Source organism: Ensifer sp. 22460 (assembly GCF_052044935.1).
Lineage (GTDB): Bacteria > Pseudomonadota > Alphaproteobacteria > Rhizobiales > Rhizobiaceae > Ensifer.
Window position 1 is genome coordinate 17,411 of sequence record NZ_JBQENZ010000046.1, and the last position, 14,325, is coordinate 31,735.

The 14,325-nt window shown below is 62.2% G+C and carries 17 protein-coding genes; 13 read left to right on the plus strand and 4 right to left on the minus strand.

Translation table 11 applies throughout. From position 1 onward, the window contains the following. Nucleotides 1-26 precede the first annotated feature (26 nt). From ACTJKM_RS34275 to ACTJKM_RS34310, 8 genes are all read left to right on the plus strand, one after another. Complete coding sequence (locus ACTJKM_RS34275; RefSeq protein WP_440661825.1) at nt 27-476, plus strand: ester cyclase; 450 nt, start codon at nt 27-29, stop codon at nt 474-476. A gap of 274 nt (nt 477-750) precedes the next feature. Continuing rightward, entirely contained in the window at nt 751-1,842 is a 1,092-nt protein-coding gene (gene ada, locus ACTJKM_RS34280; RefSeq protein ID WP_440661826.1) for a bifunctional DNA-binding transcriptional regulator/O6-methylguanine-DNA methyltransferase Ada, read from the plus strand. 94 nt (nt 1,843-1,936) lie between these two features. After that, complete coding sequence (locus tag ACTJKM_RS34285; protein ID WP_113398828.1) at nt 1,937-2,578, plus strand: DNA-3-methyladenine glycosylase family protein; 642 nt, start codon at nt 1,937-1,939, stop codon at nt 2,576-2,578. A gap of 22 nt (nt 2,579-2,600) precedes the next feature. Next, on the plus strand, nt 2,601-3,251 hold the full coding sequence (locus ACTJKM_RS34290) for a hypothetical protein (protein WP_058322569.1): 651 nt from the start codon (nt 2,601-2,603) through the stop codon (nt 3,249-3,251). Then, the gene (gene alkB / locus ACTJKM_RS34295) at nt 3,235-3,885 is read left to right on the plus strand and encodes a DNA oxidative demethylase AlkB (protein WP_058322570.1); all 651 of its coding nucleotides are present in this window, start codon (nt 3,235-3,237) and stop codon (nt 3,883-3,885) included. Before ACTJKM_RS34290 ends, alkB begins: the two co-directional genes overlap by 17 nt. A gap of 256 nt (nt 3,886-4,141) precedes the next feature. Continuing rightward, a complete protein-coding gene (locus ACTJKM_RS34300) occupies nt 4,142-4,276 on the plus strand; it encodes a hypothetical protein (RefSeq protein WP_440661827.1) in 135 nt (44 codons plus the stop codon). Nucleotides 4,277-4,410: 134 nt separating this feature from the next. Beyond that, on the plus strand, nt 4,411-4,977 hold the full coding sequence (locus ACTJKM_RS34305) for a methylated-DNA--[protein]-cysteine S-methyltransferase (RefSeq protein ID WP_440661828.1): 567 nt from the start codon (nt 4,411-4,413) through the stop codon (nt 4,975-4,977). After that, nucleotides 4,974-5,723 carry a 2OG-Fe(II) oxygenase gene (locus ACTJKM_RS34310; RefSeq protein WP_112948626.1) on the plus strand — a complete coding sequence of 250 codons (750 nt, stop codon included), beginning with the start codon at nt 4,974-4,976 and terminating at the stop codon, nt 5,721-5,723. The genes ACTJKM_RS34305 and ACTJKM_RS34310 overlap by 4 nt, the downstream gene beginning before the upstream one ends. Nucleotides 5,724-5,894: 171 nt before the next feature. Here ACTJKM_RS34310 and ACTJKM_RS34315 read toward each other — a convergent pair whose 3' ends face one another. Then, nucleotides 5,895-6,386, minus strand: coding sequence for a hypothetical protein (locus ACTJKM_RS34315; RefSeq protein ID WP_440661829.1), 492 nt, complete (start codon nt 6,384-6,386; stop codon nt 5,895-5,897). A gap of 1 nt (nt 6,387) precedes the next feature. After that, on the minus strand, nt 6,388-6,774 hold the full coding sequence (locus tag ACTJKM_RS34320) for a methylated-DNA--[protein]-cysteine S-methyltransferase (protein ID WP_440661830.1): 387 nt from the start codon (nt 6,772-6,774) through the stop codon (nt 6,388-6,390). Nucleotides 6,775-7,267: 493 nt separating this feature from the next. Between ACTJKM_RS34320 and ACTJKM_RS34325 the strand changes: the two genes are divergently transcribed. Beyond that, complete coding sequence (locus ACTJKM_RS34325; RefSeq protein ID WP_058322575.1) at nt 7,268-7,501, plus strand: hypothetical protein; 234 nt, start codon at nt 7,268-7,270, stop codon at nt 7,499-7,501. Between the two features lie 55 nt (nt 7,502-7,556). On the opposite strand, the gene ACTJKM_RS34330 is transcribed toward ACTJKM_RS34325, so the two are convergent. Then, entirely contained in the window at nt 7,557-8,372 is an 816-nt protein-coding gene (locus ACTJKM_RS34330; RefSeq protein ID WP_440661831.1) for an arylamine N-acetyltransferase family protein, read from the minus strand. Between the two features lie 100 nt (nt 8,373-8,472). After that, the gene (locus ACTJKM_RS34335) at nt 8,473-8,934 is read right to left on the minus strand and encodes a cupin domain-containing protein (protein WP_058322577.1); all 462 of its coding nucleotides are present in this window, start codon (nt 8,932-8,934) and stop codon (nt 8,473-8,475) included. A 99-nt stretch (nt 8,935-9,033) separates the two neighbouring features. Between ACTJKM_RS34335 and ACTJKM_RS34340 the strand changes: the two genes are divergently transcribed. From ACTJKM_RS34340 to ACTJKM_RS34355, 4 genes are all read left to right on the plus strand, one after another. After that, nucleotides 9,034-9,927, plus strand: a complete 894-nt coding sequence (locus tag ACTJKM_RS34340) for a LysR family transcriptional regulator (RefSeq protein ID WP_440661832.1) — start codon at nt 9,034-9,036, stop codon at nt 9,925-9,927. Between the two features lie 155 nt (nt 9,928-10,082). Continuing rightward, complete coding sequence (locus ACTJKM_RS34345; RefSeq protein ID WP_440661833.1) at nt 10,083-10,883, plus strand: helix-turn-helix domain-containing protein; 801 nt, start codon at nt 10,083-10,085, stop codon at nt 10,881-10,883. 62 nt (nt 10,884-10,945) lie between these two features. Beyond that, the gene (locus ACTJKM_RS34350; RefSeq protein WP_440661834.1) at nt 10,946-11,824 is read left to right on the plus strand and encodes a helix-turn-helix transcriptional regulator; all 879 of its coding nucleotides are present in this window, start codon (nt 10,946-10,948) and stop codon (nt 11,822-11,824) included. 527 nt (nt 11,825-12,351) lie between these two features. Then, entirely contained in the window at nt 12,352-14,325 is a 1,974-nt protein-coding gene (locus tag ACTJKM_RS34355) for an amidohydrolase (RefSeq protein WP_440660204.1), read from the plus strand.

The window sequence follows — 14,325 nt, forward strand, 5'->3', positions numbered from 1 at the left end:
CCCGATTTTGAAAAGAGGATATTTCCATGAGCAACGAAGAAGACAACAAGGCCGTCGTCGTTCGCTGGTTCACCGAATTCTGGGGCAAGGACGCCAATCTTGCTGTTATCGATGACATCGCGGCGCCCGATATGCTCCTGCAATATTCCCTGCACGAACCGCGCCGTGGCCGCGAAGACATCAAGGCGTTCATGACCGACTTTCGCGCCGCGTTCCCCGATCTCAACTTCTGGGGCACCGCTGACTTGATTGCCGAGGGCGACTATGTGGTCGGCCAGTGGGAAGGCGGCGGCACCCACACGGGTCCGGCTTTCGACGACTTCCTGCTCGGCGGCGTACCTGCGGCGACCGGCCGCAAGATGCACTTTACCGGCAAGACTGTTCTGAAGGTGGTCGACGGCATGATCGTCGAAGAGCATGGCCTCGACGACGGTCTGACCGCGATGATGCAGCTTGGGCTGATCCGGAAGGCCTGATCGAAGCCATCGAGGCTCGCACAGCTCCCCGTGCGAGCCTCGATGGCATGTTTCATCGCCCCGCTCGAAGCTACGCGTGCGGCCTAGCCTCAAAACGCTCACCTGCTCGCGCTGGTTGCCTGTGCACTGAAGGTGCGTGCCCCCGGGAACCCGGCGACCCCCTGCGCAAGTTTCGGGTGGGTTTTGTTCGATTCGAGAGCAAGGATCGGAGTGTGACCAGCGCGGATCGGAGGCACGATCGAGCCAGAACAAATCCGAGTAGAAGACCATGGACATGAACATCCGGCCCGCACCAACCCTTCACACCTCACCTCCTTTCGTGGGGGACGACCCCCGCTGGGCGCGGATCGTAGCGCGCGACAAGTCTGCCGACGGTCGTTTCTGGTATTCCGTCTCGACAACTGGCATCTATTGCAGGCCCTCCTGCCCGTCACGCACGGCAAATCCGAAGAACGTCGCGCTGCACGATACGCTCGAAAGCGCACGGGCAACCGGTTTTCGTCCGTGCCGACGTTGCAACCCCGATGGCCCTTCGCTCGAATGCGAGAATGCCGCGCTCATCGCTAAGGCCTGCCGCATCATCGAGGAAAGCGAGGAGGAACCGTCGCTGGAAGAGTTGGCGGCTACTGTCGACCGCAGTCCGAGCTATTTCCATCGTATGTTCAAGACGTCGACGGGGCTGACCCCGAAGGCCTATGCCACCGGCCACCGCGCGAAGAAAGTGCGTGCGGGCCTCGAAACCGGCACGAGCGTCACCGAGGCGATGTATGACGCCGGCTTCAATTCCAGCGGCCGCTTCTACGAAAAGTCGACCGGTATGCTCGGCATGACGCCGACACAGTACCGTGCGGGTGGCGCCAACGAGGAGATCAAGTTTGCGGTCGGCCAGTCCTATCTCGGCGCAATGCTCGTGGCGTCCAGCACGAAAGGCGTCGCGTCGATCCTGCTCGGAGACGATCCGGACGAGCTGGTTCGCGATCTTCAGGATCGTTTTCCGAAGGCGCGCCTGATCGGCATGGACCGCGAATACGAGGCTCTGATCGCCCGCGTTTGTGGCTTCGTCGAAAACCCCAGCGTCGGCCTCGATCTGCCGCTCGACGTCCGCGGCACGGCGTTCCAGCGCCGGGTATGGCAGGTCCTACAGGAGATCCCTGTCGGCGCGCGTGTGTCCTATTCTGAAATCGCCCGACGTATCGGCTCGCCGAGCGCCACGCGGGCAGTCGCCGGAGCATGCGCCGCAAACAATATCGCAGTCGCCATTCCCTGCCATCGCGTTGTGCGCAACGACGGCGCGCTTTCCGGTTATGCCTGGGGCGTCGAACGCAAGCGCGCCCTGCTCGATCGGGAATCGCCTCAGACCGCATGACGTCACGGCCGGAACCGCCGCTCCGCCGCGGCCACATCCTGACCACCTACAACCGGCCGCGCTTCGCGATCGCCGACGAACGCAAGGCGTCCACATGAATTTGCCTTCTCGCTACGATGAAGCTGTCGCCTTCCTCTCCAGCCATGACGACGACTGGGCCAGATTGATCGAACTGGTCGGCCCTTGCCGACACGATCCCAAGGCCGCCCGCGAACCATACGAGGCGCTCATTCGCGCGATTGCCTACCAGCAGCTGACGGCCAAAGCTGGCGACGCCATCATTGGACGCCTCAAGGGGCTCTTGGATGACCGCGATTTTCCAAGCCCGGAAGACCTCATCGCGGCCGAGTTCGACCAACTTCGGACCTGCGGCTTCTCGGCCAGCAAGATCGCCACCATCAAGGCGATCGCCCAGGGAACGTTGGATGGCCTGATCCCCACCCGCAACATCGCCGCCACCATGGACGACGAGGCGCTGATCGACCGCATGGTCGGCATCAAGGGCATCGGCCGTTGGACCGTCGAAATGCTGCTGATGTATTCTCTGGAGCGGATGGATATCCTGCCCGTCGATGACTTCGGTGTCCGCGAAGGCTACCGCGTCCTCAAATCGCTGCCTGAGCAACCGAAACCGAAACAGTTGCGCGAGCTCTCGAAGGCCTGGTCGCCCCATCGCACGGTCGCGGCCTGGTATCTGTGGCGCATCCCGCGCGAGCGCGGAAACGTGTTGAAGTAAATACGGCTCCGGAAAGTACATCATGCCCCTTCAAAACCGCGTCACGCCCTTCGGTGATATCGTCGCCATTACTCAGCGCGGGCTGTTTACCGGCAATCGCGGCATCATCCACGATCCGGCAACGAAGACATTGCTGGCCAGGCGCTGGGCAACAAAAACCTGGCTCGTCTGCGCCTGCGAATTCAAGGGTTGGCGCCGGGACGTGATGGCGCGCCGGAGCTGGACGGAGCTGTTTTTCCTCGACGAGGCCGTGGCGTTCGCCGCCGGCCATCGTCCCTGCTTCCTCTGCCGGCGCGAAGCCGCGGAACGCTTCCGGGCCTGCTGGGCGTCGGCGAAGAAAGAGGCGCCTCCTTCGGCTACGCATATGGATTCCGTACTGCATGCCGAGCGCCTCGATCGCGGCCACAAGCGCTTGCATCCGATCGCCCTTCTGTTGTCCGACCTGCCTGACGGCGCGGTCGTTGTGGCCAAGGATGAGGCTTACACGCTGCGCGCCGGCCTCGCGTATCGCTGGGCCAATGACGGCTACGACAGGCCCAAAATCCTCCACGACGCCGATTGGCTCCTGACACCACCATCGACGGTCATGGCGCTCCTTGCAGGCTACCGGCCCGCCTTTCACCCATCGATCATCACCATACGCAATAGGCCCGAAGATGCCCGATCTGTTTGACATGCTTGCCCCCGCCGATCCCGCAACCGAGATCATGGCGGAGGGGGCCATGCTGCTTCGCGGCGCAGCACTTCCCTATGAAAAGGATCTGCTCGCCGCGCTCGGCCACATCACCAGCCAGTCGCCATTCCGACATATGGTCACACCGGGCGGCTTCACCATGTCGGTGGCGATGACGAATTGCGGCACGGCCGGCTGGGTCACGGATCGTACCGGCTATCGATACGATCGCAACGATCCGGAAACAGGCCGTCCCTGGCCGGCCATGCCGGAATGCTTCCTCGATCTGGCTGTCGAGGCGGCGACACGGGCGGGCTATCCGGACTTCCGCCCTGACGCCTGCCTGATCAACCGCTACGAGCCGGGCGCCCGCCTCTCGCTGCACCAGGACAGAAACGAACGCGACTTCGCCAATCCGATCGTGTCGGTCTCGCTCGGCCTGCCGGCGACTTTCCAGTTCGGCGGCCTGAAGCGGAATGATCCTGTGAAGAAGTACGCGCTGCGGCATGGCGACGTGGCGGTCTGGGGCGGCCCGTCGCGGCTCTTCTATCACGGCGTGCCCGAATTGAAGGATGGCGTCCATGAGACTGTCGGACGGATGCGCATCAATCTCACTTTCCGGGGAGCGTTATAACTCATCTTTCTTCAGTTTGATGACAACAAACGGAGTGCCGCCAGAACGAACCCATGGCCAAGTGTGTAGTTAGTCGGAAAGTCCATATGCGATTTTCGGATTTTCGCGATCCGACGCGCAACGGCTAAGACAAGGAACCGACGCTGATGTTTTCGCGGGGCGGATTCGACGCCAAGGCAAGCCGGCGCAAACTGCCCGGAACCCAGGACGCGATTGACATGCTCGCTACTCCAGGCGACCCGATAAGGCGCTGGTGATGAAGTATGTCGGCCAACTCGTGGCCGCCGGCTATGCCGAGCTGGAGATGTGCGACCACGGCGAGGTCGAAGCCCGCCTCACCTCCGGCGAGATCTATCTTCTCGCAGAAACCACCATCCTCAGACTCGCCTGATCGGCCGTGCCCGGCATTCTTCATTCTCTTGCATCAGCGCGAGCAGAGTTTCGATTTGAAAGCAAGGATCGGAGTTCGGCAGCATGACCGGAAAAGTAGTCTCGATCGTGAGGACAGAACAAGGAGCTACGACGATGAACCTCATTATCAAGACTGACGCGCTGCGGCCGCAATCGCCGCAGAATTCCCCTTCGACGGCCGCCGGCGTTCTCTCCTACGCGGTTGCCGACTGCGAACTCGGCAAGGTGCTGGTCGCGCGCAGCGCCAAGGGCGTATGCGCGATCCTGCTCGGCGACAACGCCGAAGAGCTGGAGGCGGATCTTGCCGATCGCTTCCCGCACTCCACGCTAATCGCGCGCGAAACTATGGTGAAGAACGACGTTGCGAAAGTCCTGCGCTTTATCGCCAAGCCATCCGGCGGCCTTCAGCTGACGCTCGACATGCACGGCACGCCGTTTCAGCGCCACGTCTGGGAAAAGCTGAAGGCCATCGCCGTCGGCCGGACGGTGAGCTACACCGAACTCGCCAAGTGGATTGGTCCGCTCGCGAACCCGCGCGCCGTCGCCGGCGCCTGCGCCGCCAACCCCATTGCGCTCGCCATTCCGTGCCACCGGGTCGTGCGTACCAACGGCGACCTCGCCAGCTATCGCTGGGGCCTTGAGCGCAAACGCACCCTCATAGAGAAGGAAACCACGGTATGAACAAGACTGCGATCGACATGGTCCCGGCCTCTGCGGATGCGTCCGCGGCGGCACGGATTGCTGCCTATGACTGGAAGGCGCTCGCCGGCGAGCTCGACGGCTTCGGCTGCGCCGTCCTTCCCCAACTTCTGACACCCGAGGAATGCAGCAGCGTCGCGTCGCTCTACGTCGACGAAAGCCATTTCCGCAGCCATATCATCATGGCGCGGCACGGCTTCGGAAGGGGCGAGTATCGCTATTTCAAATATCCGCTGCCCGATCTCATCGGCGGTATCCGCACGGCGCTCTACCCGCGCCTTGCCGATGTCGCCAACGTGTGGAACGAACGGATGGGACTGGACCAGAGGTTTCCCGGCGAGCATGCCGCATTCCTCAAGCAATGCCACGATGCCGGCCAGACCCGGCCGACGCCGCTGCTGCTGCAATATGTTGCCGGCGACTTCAACTGCCTTCACCAGGACCTTTACGGCGATCTCGCTTTCCCGATCCAGGTGGCGATCCTGCTCTCCGAGCCGGGCCGCGACTTCACAGGTGGCGAATTTGCACTGACCGAACAGCGGCCGCGCATGCAAAGCCGCGTCGAGGTCGTGCCGCTCAGACAGGGCGACGCCGTCGCCTTCGCCGTCCACAATCGTCCGGTCCAGGGAACGAAGGGAAACTACCGCGTGAACCTGCGCCACGGTGTCAGCCGCGTCCGATCCGGCATGCGTCACACCGTCGGGATCATTTTCCACGACGCGCGATGAACCCGCGATGCCGGCGCCGCAGTTTTCGCAGCGCCGGCCGCCCTTTCGGAGCCCCTGGCCTGCAGCCAGAGCGGACCGCCGCAACTACCACCCGGGATAAAGCGCATAGAGCCGAGCCCAATCCTCAAACGCGCCGTTGGCGCGCAGGCAGGCAATCGCCTCGGCGGCGTGTCAGGTGCAAGGCACCCGCCGCAGCCAGACATTGTCCTTCCCTGCCCTATGGAGCCATCGGATCGAGGCGGCCATCATTTGCCTGACATCCGGCATCACGCGATAGTCGGCCCGCCATAGCTCCATGCCGGACGGGTCCACTTCGTCTCGATGGTAGTCGTAGCCGGTCGGCCGGATCGCATGATGGTAGGGTGCGTGCCCGTCATCGCGAAACAGAGCGCTAAGCTCGTAGAGAGCGATCACATGGCGCAAATGATGGTCGAACGGCTTCGACGCGCCCGCCACGGGCCGCAGGAGATCGACCCCGAGCATGTCAGAGAGCCGGTCGATGTCTTTTTCATCCAGCTCAAGCCGCGCCCCCACCAGCCGCGTCAACCTGTAGCCTGGGAATTGCCGACGGGCCGCATCTACGGAATCGATCGACAGCCTGATGACCTGCAGCGGCTCGGCGATACGCCCGCACGGCGAGACCGCGGAACGAACATCTGACATCTCATTCCTCCGTGGCGCGCTGCTCGCGGGTCAGAAGAGCACGCTTGCGGCGGACACCCCATCGATAACCGGAAATCGAGCCATCCTTCTTGATGACGCGATGGCACGGCACGATCACGGCGATCGGGTTGTTGGCGATCGCAGCCGCTACATCCCGCGGATCACGCGAACCGAGCTTGGCCGCGAGCGCCCCATAATTCGTGGTCTGGCCAGCAGGAATTTCCCGCAACATGAACCAGACCTGGACCTCATACGGCGTCCCACGCAGATCGAGTGGCAGATCGCAAACCTTGGCCGGATCGTCGATCGCGCCGGCCACGGTTTCGATCACGTCGGCAAGTTCGTGCTGGGCGCGTTCAAGCTCGGCTTCCGGAAATCGGATACTCAACGAATCCTCCATCGCGGTGCGCATCGAGCTAAATTCAAGCACCACAATCCCTTTGTTCGACATGGCGACAACAAAGTCGCCGAGGGAACTGGCGCCCCATGCAAATCGAATAGTTTCACGCATCGTCTTACCTTCTTCATTCGTTGTGAAACGAGTTTAGAAGCTGATGCATTGCGCCACTCTCCGGTCCTTGCTTTCAAATCGAAATGCTGGTCGTCAGCGTCTCGTCCGGTGTGAACGGCCAATTTCGATTTGAAAGCAGTTTTCGGAGCGCATGTGCCCGAGAAGCAGCCGTATCGTCGTTGGCAATCCGACGGAGCTGCAAATGGACCCCTCTAATATCCACGATGCGCAGGAGCTTGGTTGGCAACAAATCGCCGCCGCCCGCCGTCAGTGTGAAACCGTGCGTGTGGCGCCTGCGACAATCCCACGGCCCTGAGGACCATCAGCGCGGCCTGAAGGCCGCTGCCGCATCACGACGGAGGGTCGAGCCATGATGACATTGCTACGAGGTTTGCATTCCATCGCCGCTCAGCGCGGCGACGGTCTGCGTCCGGAATTACTCCGGATGATCACGCCGTCACCGGCTTGGCCCGGGGACGAGCGTATGGGCAATGCGGCGTGCGGCCAGGACACCGACGGCAAGCCCGCCGATGTGATGGAACAGCCCACTCGATCTGCCGAGGTCGTGCCGATGCCCCTGCGAAAGCGCGGCAATATTCGCTAGACTGCGCGAAGGATAGATGTTTTTTTTCGAACCCCAGAATATTGGTGCCGCGCCTTCAGGCCGCCTTGTCGCGGCCAATCGCCAGGACCTTGTCCCAGATTCGCTCAGGCCGGGGAATCTCGAGGTCGAAAACGGTGTCAAACGTGTCCGCGAGATGGTCCGCGCTTGTGATGCGATGTTCGCGAACGCTGCCCGGCGTGACCGTGCGCAAGCAATCATTCTGCAGGGCGACATAACCGTCCGCGGTATGACGCAGCACTGCCAGCGCGTTTGTGAATGGCGACCCGGGGTCCCGCATCAGCCACGAATGCGTGGCGGCCATGGCGGCCTCGCAGCTGTAATCGGCACGGAAATCGAAGCTGTGTGCGATGCCGTGCACATGGTTTTTGAAGCGCAACCAGCCATCCTCCGCCGGCATGATCGAAAAATTGAAGCCGCGCTGGCTGAACGGTCCGACAGCAATCGGCACGGGTTCGACGATGGCGTCGGCCACGCCGACCTCGGCAAGATAGGGGCGGTCGAGATTGACACGCAGGGTCAGATGATTGCCGATGGAGATGTTGCCCAGCCTTTCGCGGTCGACGGCACCGCAAAGACGGGTTACCCGGAAACCGAGCGCGTCAAGTGCTGCGCCGAAGAGACCGTTCATCTCGTAACACCAGCCGCCGCGCCTGCCCTCCACCATCTTGGCGAAGGCGGATGCCGGAGTGATTGAGGACGGCCATCCCATGAAGGCATCCAGCGCCTCCCAGGTGAAGGTCATGAGGTGAGCGCGGTGAAGTTTCGACAGGCCTTGAAGGTCGAGAGAAACTGGCCGGTCTACCCGGATCCTCGCGAGATAGGCGTCCAACTGGCCGGCGGTCAGGCTCATTCCGATTTCGTGTGAAGGCGCGTGTGTCATCCTTCGGTCTCCTTTCGATGGACCGTTGTCGAGTTTGTCGGCACTACGTTTGGGGCGGTCTGCCGCCGGATCAGGCGACCTTGCGACTGCCCTCGGGCAGGAAGGTCAGGCCGAAACCCATCGCGATTGAGGCGATCTCCTCGGGCGTTTCGGGCTTGCAGAGGTCGATGATTGGAAAGAAATTCTCGAACCTGCCCGGCGTCACGACGACCATGAGGCGGCCTTCCGTCTCTCCGATGTTCCGGAAGCGATGCGGCACGCCGCGCGGCAGTGCGATGCAGCCCCCCTCCGCCAACTCGACATAGTCGCCGCCACACCAGAAGCCGAAGCAACCGGACAGGACGCGGAAGAACTCGTCCTCGCGCTCGTGCACATGAAGCGGCGAGCCTTCCCCGGGCGGCACGATGGCCTCGAGCATGCCCAGCGCGCCGCCTGTGTTGTCGGCCATCATGCGTATCACGTGGTTGCCGAACGCCGCTGCCGGCATTCCATGTCCCGGCGGCGATACCGCCGCGTAAGTGAATGTCTTCATGTCGGGTCTCCTTCTGCTTGAGGACACCCATCGATTACTTTGTGCTTCGTCTCATGATAAGAGCGATGACTTGGCATCATTGAACGGATAATCGCGCTCATGAAATCGCTGGATCCGCTTGACGGGATTGCCGCCTTTCTGACGGTTTCCACCCACCTCAGCTTTACCAAGGCTGCGGACGAACTGGGCATGTCGCGCGCGACGGTGGGGGCCCAGGTCAGGCAGCTCGAGGATCGCCTCGGCATCCGCCTCTTTCAGAGATCGACGCGCAAGATCGTTCTTACCGAGGCGGGCGCCGCTTACCGTGAAGCGCTTTCGGGCATCCTGCCGCAGATAAGGGAGGCGGAACGGACGGCAACCTCGTTCCAGAAGGAAGCCGTTGGACGGTTGCGGGTGTCAGCGCCGCCCGATCTCGGGCATCTGGTGATCGTGCCGGCAGTTTCGGAGTTCCTTAAGCTCAACCCGGCCGTGTCCATCGAACTGGACCTGTCGCATCGGGCCGTAAACCTGGTCGAGGATGGCTTCGACCTTGCAATCCGAGGTCGCCTCGAAGTCGACATCAATCTCATCACTCGGCAACTGGCGACATCGTCACTCGTGATTTCCGCGTCACCCGCCTATCTAGCCGAGCATGGTGCGCCGAAGACGCCGCACGACCTGGCACACCACTTCTGCCTACACTTCGCCGAATTACGATGGGGGCGGATCTGGCCGTTCAGAAGGAACGATGAGGAGTTTCGCATTCCCATCGTGCCCCGGCTGGAGCTTAATCACAGCCTTGGCCTGCGCGACGCCGCCTTGCTGGGAGTCGGTATCGTCCTCCTGCCCGACTTTATCGTTGGCGAAGACCTCAGGCAGGGCCGGTTGGTACGTCTCCTCCCCGACTGGCATATCAGCACAGTACAGTTGCAAGCGGTCTATCCGGCCAATCGCCATATCGCGGTAAAGGTCCGACGCTTCGTCTCGTTCCTGGCAGGCAAACTGCGGACATAGACGAGGCGAAAGACGTCGGAGCCGATCTCGACAATTCTCGTTGAACGCGAGTTCAATCGGTCTTCGCGTTGCACGTTGGCCCAGCCTGGAATACAGTCCGGGCGCAGAACCTGCTTCTGCAAGATCGTTCCTTAAATGTCGCCAAGGGATTGTCCTTGAACTTAAATAGCAAAGACATGGCATGCGTGGGCGTCTGCTTCGGAACGCCTGAGGCCCCATGCTTGACCACTGTACCAATCCGCGACGCGACCTTTTCCGTGACCAGTATTTGCCGGGAACCCAAGGCCGATGAAGCAAGGGCCGATGAAGCAAACGACGTTCGGCTCCCTGTCTCCGAGTCCTATTTCCTCATGCTCTATCTGGACGACGCCGAACACGCCGACATTCGGGCGGATGGCTCCTGCACCGAGGTTCGCCACTTCGCGCGCGGTACGATCTGCCTCGTGGATCTCGCGGACGGGGCGGCCATTCGCCTCAACAGTCGGCTGCGCTCGCTGGCCTTTGTGCTACCCAAAGCCCTTTTCAGCGAGACTGCGGAGCTATCGCCGGAAATCGGACGACGACGCCTGATCTGCCGTCGCGGCGAACCGGATTCGGTGCTTCGCAATCTCGGTACCGCGCTGCTTGCATTTTTTGCCGGCACCGGAACGGCACCGGCGTCCCTGCGACCCGTGGCGGTCGCCATCTGCGCCCACCTCCTGCACCGGTATGGCGAGCCGATCGAGGGAAGCGCTGGCAAGGCGCAAGGGGCTCTTATGCGGGAGGAACCCGGAACCACGCTACGCCCAATCGCCACGCAAATCGGCAGGGCGAAATCACACCTTGCCATCCATGCCCTCTCGCTGGAGGACGTTGCGCATGCGTGCGGATTCGACGACCTCGGACATTTTGAGAGGGTATTTGTCGGTGAAACTGGCGTTACCCCTTCAGTTTGGCGGCGGCGAGGCCTCCATTAGTCCAATTGCTTCAACGAAGAAAGTTGGGCAATCTTTCGTTCGCTGTTAGTTGGGAGTGCACGATGTACAGGGAGTCCGCCCCAGAAAAGCCCCAGGAGCCGGACGCCATACACCGATCGATCGTCGATGCGTCTCCCATCTCCATAATGCGGTTGAAGTCCGATCGGGAAGACTTAGCACCAAGCCCGGCCAACGCACGCGAGGACGCCTTCTGCATTATCACGCAATTGCGCGACTTTCGGTTACATCGGCTTTGGCGTGGTACGTCGCTGATTTTCGAAGGCGGCCACCCCGAGGGGGCGCTTGCCATCACGGACCTGCGCGAGGAATGGCGCTGCCATCATCTATCGCCCTTCGACAACGTGCGCTTCCGGATTCCCTTTCGGCATGTGCGCGACTTCGCCACCGAAATCGGGCGGCCCGACCTCACGGGCTTCGAATGCCCTCCTGGTACAGTCGACACCGTCATTCTCGGCCTCGCCCACGCGCTGCTGCCCGCGCTGGAGCGGCCAAAACAGGCCAGTCGGCTATTCGTCGATCAAGTCACGCTCGCCATCATGACACATCTCGTGCAAAAATACGGCGGGTTGTATTTTCCGGGCGAGCGCAAGGGCACGCTGGCTCCCTGGCAGGAAAAGCACGCGTTGGAGTACCTGGCCGCGCAGCTCGACGGGCACCTATCGATGATGGAGCTCGCAAAAAGCTGCGAGCTGTCTCGGAGCTACTTTATACAAGCCTTCAAGGCGAGCTTCGGCCGCACACCACTACGCTGGCTCACCGAATACCGCATAGCCCGTGCCAAGGAATTGCTGCTCCGGGATCTGCCAATCGCCGAAATCGCCATTCGCTGTGGCTTTGCCGACCAAAGCCATCTGACCAGAAGCTTTTCCCTGATAGCGGGCATCACGCCTGCTCGTTTCAGGCGTGACCGGCGCACCTGAATCGGCCAAACGGGAGCGACCGTTGGCTGCATGAAGGTAAGCACGATGAACAAGCCTTCGCCCCCAGCTCGACCTTGGCGGCGCAACCAGCGATAAGTTCAGGGAAAAACGTCCGGACGTCCACAGAGTTAGATTTCGCTGCTTAAACGTGAGAATCTTCAAAAGGCAGACATTCCCGACAAGAAACTGCGTAGAATAAAAGCAATATTGGAGAAACAGTCCCGCAACCGGCAACTGATCTGGGAGAAGCCGATGATCCTGGCAGCTACGCCACCGTCCCGCAGCCTTCTGATCTCACCTACCTTGGCGCCGTCTGCCCGCTCGACAGCCAGTTCGTTGATCGCGTGACTTTGCGGGCAGCTTGGCGCCCCCCTTCGCAGGTATTTTACCCGCTCCTTTCCCCTGACATTGGCGCCGTCATCTGCTGTGCGGCGGCATGTCGATCCTGCCATCTTCCTTCTGGCTCCGCGACCACGGCGTAGGTATTCGGGCGCCGGGCAGCAACTCCATAGATAGGAACCAGCATAATGCCGACACGACGCTCGTTTCTCGGTGCAACCGCCGCCGCCCTAGCCTTGGGTAGGGCAACCGCGACACACGCCCAACAGACTGGAGACACCTCGATGACGCCCGACCTGATCCTGCACAACGGCCTTGTCACCACGCTCGACCGCGCCAACCCGACGGCAAGCGCCGTTGCCATCAAGGACGGAAAGTTCCTGGCCGTCGGCGACGAGCGGACGATCATGGTGCTGGCCGGCCCGGGCACACAGGTGATCGACCTCAAGGGCAAGCGCGTGCTGCCGGGCCTCAACGACAACCACACCCACGTCGTGCGCGGCGGCCTCAACTTCAACATGGAACTGCGCTGGGACGGCGTGCGTTCGCTCGCCGATGCGATGGCGATGCTGAAGCGCCAGGTGGCGATCACGCCGGCGCCGCAATGGGTGCGCGTCGTCGGCGGCTTTACCGAACACCAGTTTATCGAAAAGCGGCTGCCGACCATCGACGAGATCAATGCGCTCGCCCCGGATACGCCGGTGTTCCTGTTGCATCTCTATGACCGGGCGCTGCTCAACGGCGCCGCCCTCAGGGCCGTCGGCTATGGCAAGGACACGCCCAACCCGCCGGGCGGCGAGATCACCCGTGATGCCAACGGCAACCCGACCGGGCTGCTCCTGGCCAAGCCCAATGCCGGCATCCTCTATTCGACCTTGGCCAAGGGACCGAAGCTGCCCTTCGACTACCAGGTCAACTCCACCCGCCATTTCATGCGCGAGCTCAACCGGCTCGGCGTCACCAGCGTCATCGACGCCGGCGGCGGCTTCCAGAACTATCCGGACGACTACGCCGTCATCCAGAAACTGTCGGACGACGATCAGCTGACCGTTCGCCTGGCCTACAATCTCTTCACCCAGAAACCGAAGGAAGAGAAGCAAGACTTTCTGAACTGGACCTCATCGGTCAAATACAAGCAGGGCAACGACTACTTCCGCCACAATGGCGCCGGCGAGATGCTGGTGTTTTCGGCCGCCGACTTCGAGGACTTCCGCCAGCCGCGCCCGGAGATGGCGCCGGAGATGGAGGGCGAACTCGAAGAGGTCGTGCGGGTGCTGGCCGAGAACCGCTGGCCCTGGCGGCTGCATGCGACCTATGACGAAACCATCAGCCGCGCGCTCGACGTGTTCGAGAAGGTCGACAAGGATATCCCGCTCGACGGCCTGAACTGGTTCTTCGACCATGCCGAGACGATTTCCGACCGCTCGATCGACCGGATCGCCGCGCTTGGCGGCGGCATCGCCACCCAGCACCGCATGGCCTACCAGGGCGAATATTTCGTCGAGCGCTACGGCCACGGCGTGGCCGAAGCGACGCCGCCGATCAGGCGCATGCTGGAGAAGGGCGTCAACGTGTCCGCCGGCACCGATGCCACCCGCGTCGCCTCCTATAACCCTTGGGTCTCGCTGTCGTGGATGGTGACCGGCAAGACCATCGGCGGCCTGCAGCTCTATCCGCGCGCCAACTGCCTCGATCGCGAGACGGCGCTGAGGATGTGGACCGAGAAGGTGCAGTGGTTCTCCAACGAGGAGGGCAAGAAGGGCCGGATCGAGACGGGACAGTTTGCCGACCTGATCGTGCCGAACAAGGATTACTTCACTTGTTCCGAGGACGAGATCTCGTTCCTGACCTCGGAGCTGACGATGGTCGGCGGCAAGGTCGTCTATGCGGCCGGCGACTTCGCTTCCCACGACGAGAATCCGGTGCCGCCGGCGATGCCCGACTGGTCGCCGGTTCGCACCTTCGGCGGCTATGCCGCCTGGGGCGAGCCCGATGGTGCCGGCAAGAACTCGCTCCGCCGCACGGCGATCACCGCGTGCGGCTGCGCCAGCAATTGCGGCGTGCATGGACACGACCATGCCGGCGCCTGGACGTCAAAGCTGCCGATCGCCGATCTCAAGGGCTTCTTCGGCGCACTCGGCTGCTCCTGCTGGGCCGTGTGA

Bases quoted from the DNA above. Each gene is read 5' to 3' on its own strand.
- ACTJKM_RS34275 (WP_440661825.1), top strand. From the start codon at position 27: ATGAGCAACGAAGAAGACAACAAGGCCGTCGTCGTTCGCTGGTTCACC.
- ada (WP_440661826.1), top strand. From the start codon at position 751: ATGAACATCCGGCCCGCACCAACCCTTCACACCTCACCTCCTTTCGTG.
- ACTJKM_RS34285 (WP_113398828.1), top strand. From the start codon at position 1,937: ATGAATTTGCCTTCTCGCTACGATGAAGCTGTCGCCTTCCTCTCCAGC.
- ACTJKM_RS34290 (WP_058322569.1), top strand. From the start codon at position 2,601: ATGCCCCTTCAAAACCGCGTCACGCCCTTCGGTGATATCGTCGCCATT.
- alkB (WP_058322570.1), top strand. From the start codon at position 3,235: ATGCCCGATCTGTTTGACATGCTTGCCCCCGCCGATCCCGCAACCGAG.
- ACTJKM_RS34300 (WP_440661827.1), top strand. From the start codon at position 4,142: ATGAAGTATGTCGGCCAACTCGTGGCCGCCGGCTATGCCGAGCTGGAG.
- ACTJKM_RS34305 (WP_440661828.1), top strand. From the start codon at position 4,411: ATGAACCTCATTATCAAGACTGACGCGCTGCGGCCGCAATCGCCGCAG.
- ACTJKM_RS34310 (WP_112948626.1), top strand. From the start codon at position 4,974: ATGAACAAGACTGCGATCGACATGGTCCCGGCCTCTGCGGATGCGTCC.
- ACTJKM_RS34315 (WP_440661829.1), bottom strand. From the start codon at position 6,386: ATGTCAGATGTTCGTTCCGCGGTCTCGCCGTGCGGGCGTATCGCCGAG.
- ACTJKM_RS34325 (WP_058322575.1), top strand. From the start codon at position 7,268: ATGATGACATTGCTACGAGGTTTGCATTCCATCGCCGCTCAGCGCGGC.
- ACTJKM_RS34330 (WP_440661831.1), bottom strand. From the start codon at position 8,372: ATGAGCCTGACCGCCGGCCAGTTGGACGCCTATCTCGCGAGGATCCGG.
- ACTJKM_RS34335 (WP_058322577.1), bottom strand. From the start codon at position 8,934: ATGAAGACATTCACTTACGCGGCGGTATCGCCGCCGGGACATGGAATG.
- ACTJKM_RS34340 (WP_440661832.1), top strand. From the start codon at position 9,034: ATGAAATCGCTGGATCCGCTTGACGGGATTGCCGCCTTTCTGACGGTT.
- ACTJKM_RS34350 (WP_440661834.1), top strand. From the start codon at position 10,946: ATGTACAGGGAGTCCGCCCCAGAAAAGCCCCAGGAGCCGGACGCCATA.
- ACTJKM_RS34355 (WP_440660204.1), top strand. From the start codon at position 12,352: ATGCCGACACGACGCTCGTTTCTCGGTGCAACCGCCGCCGCCCTAGCC.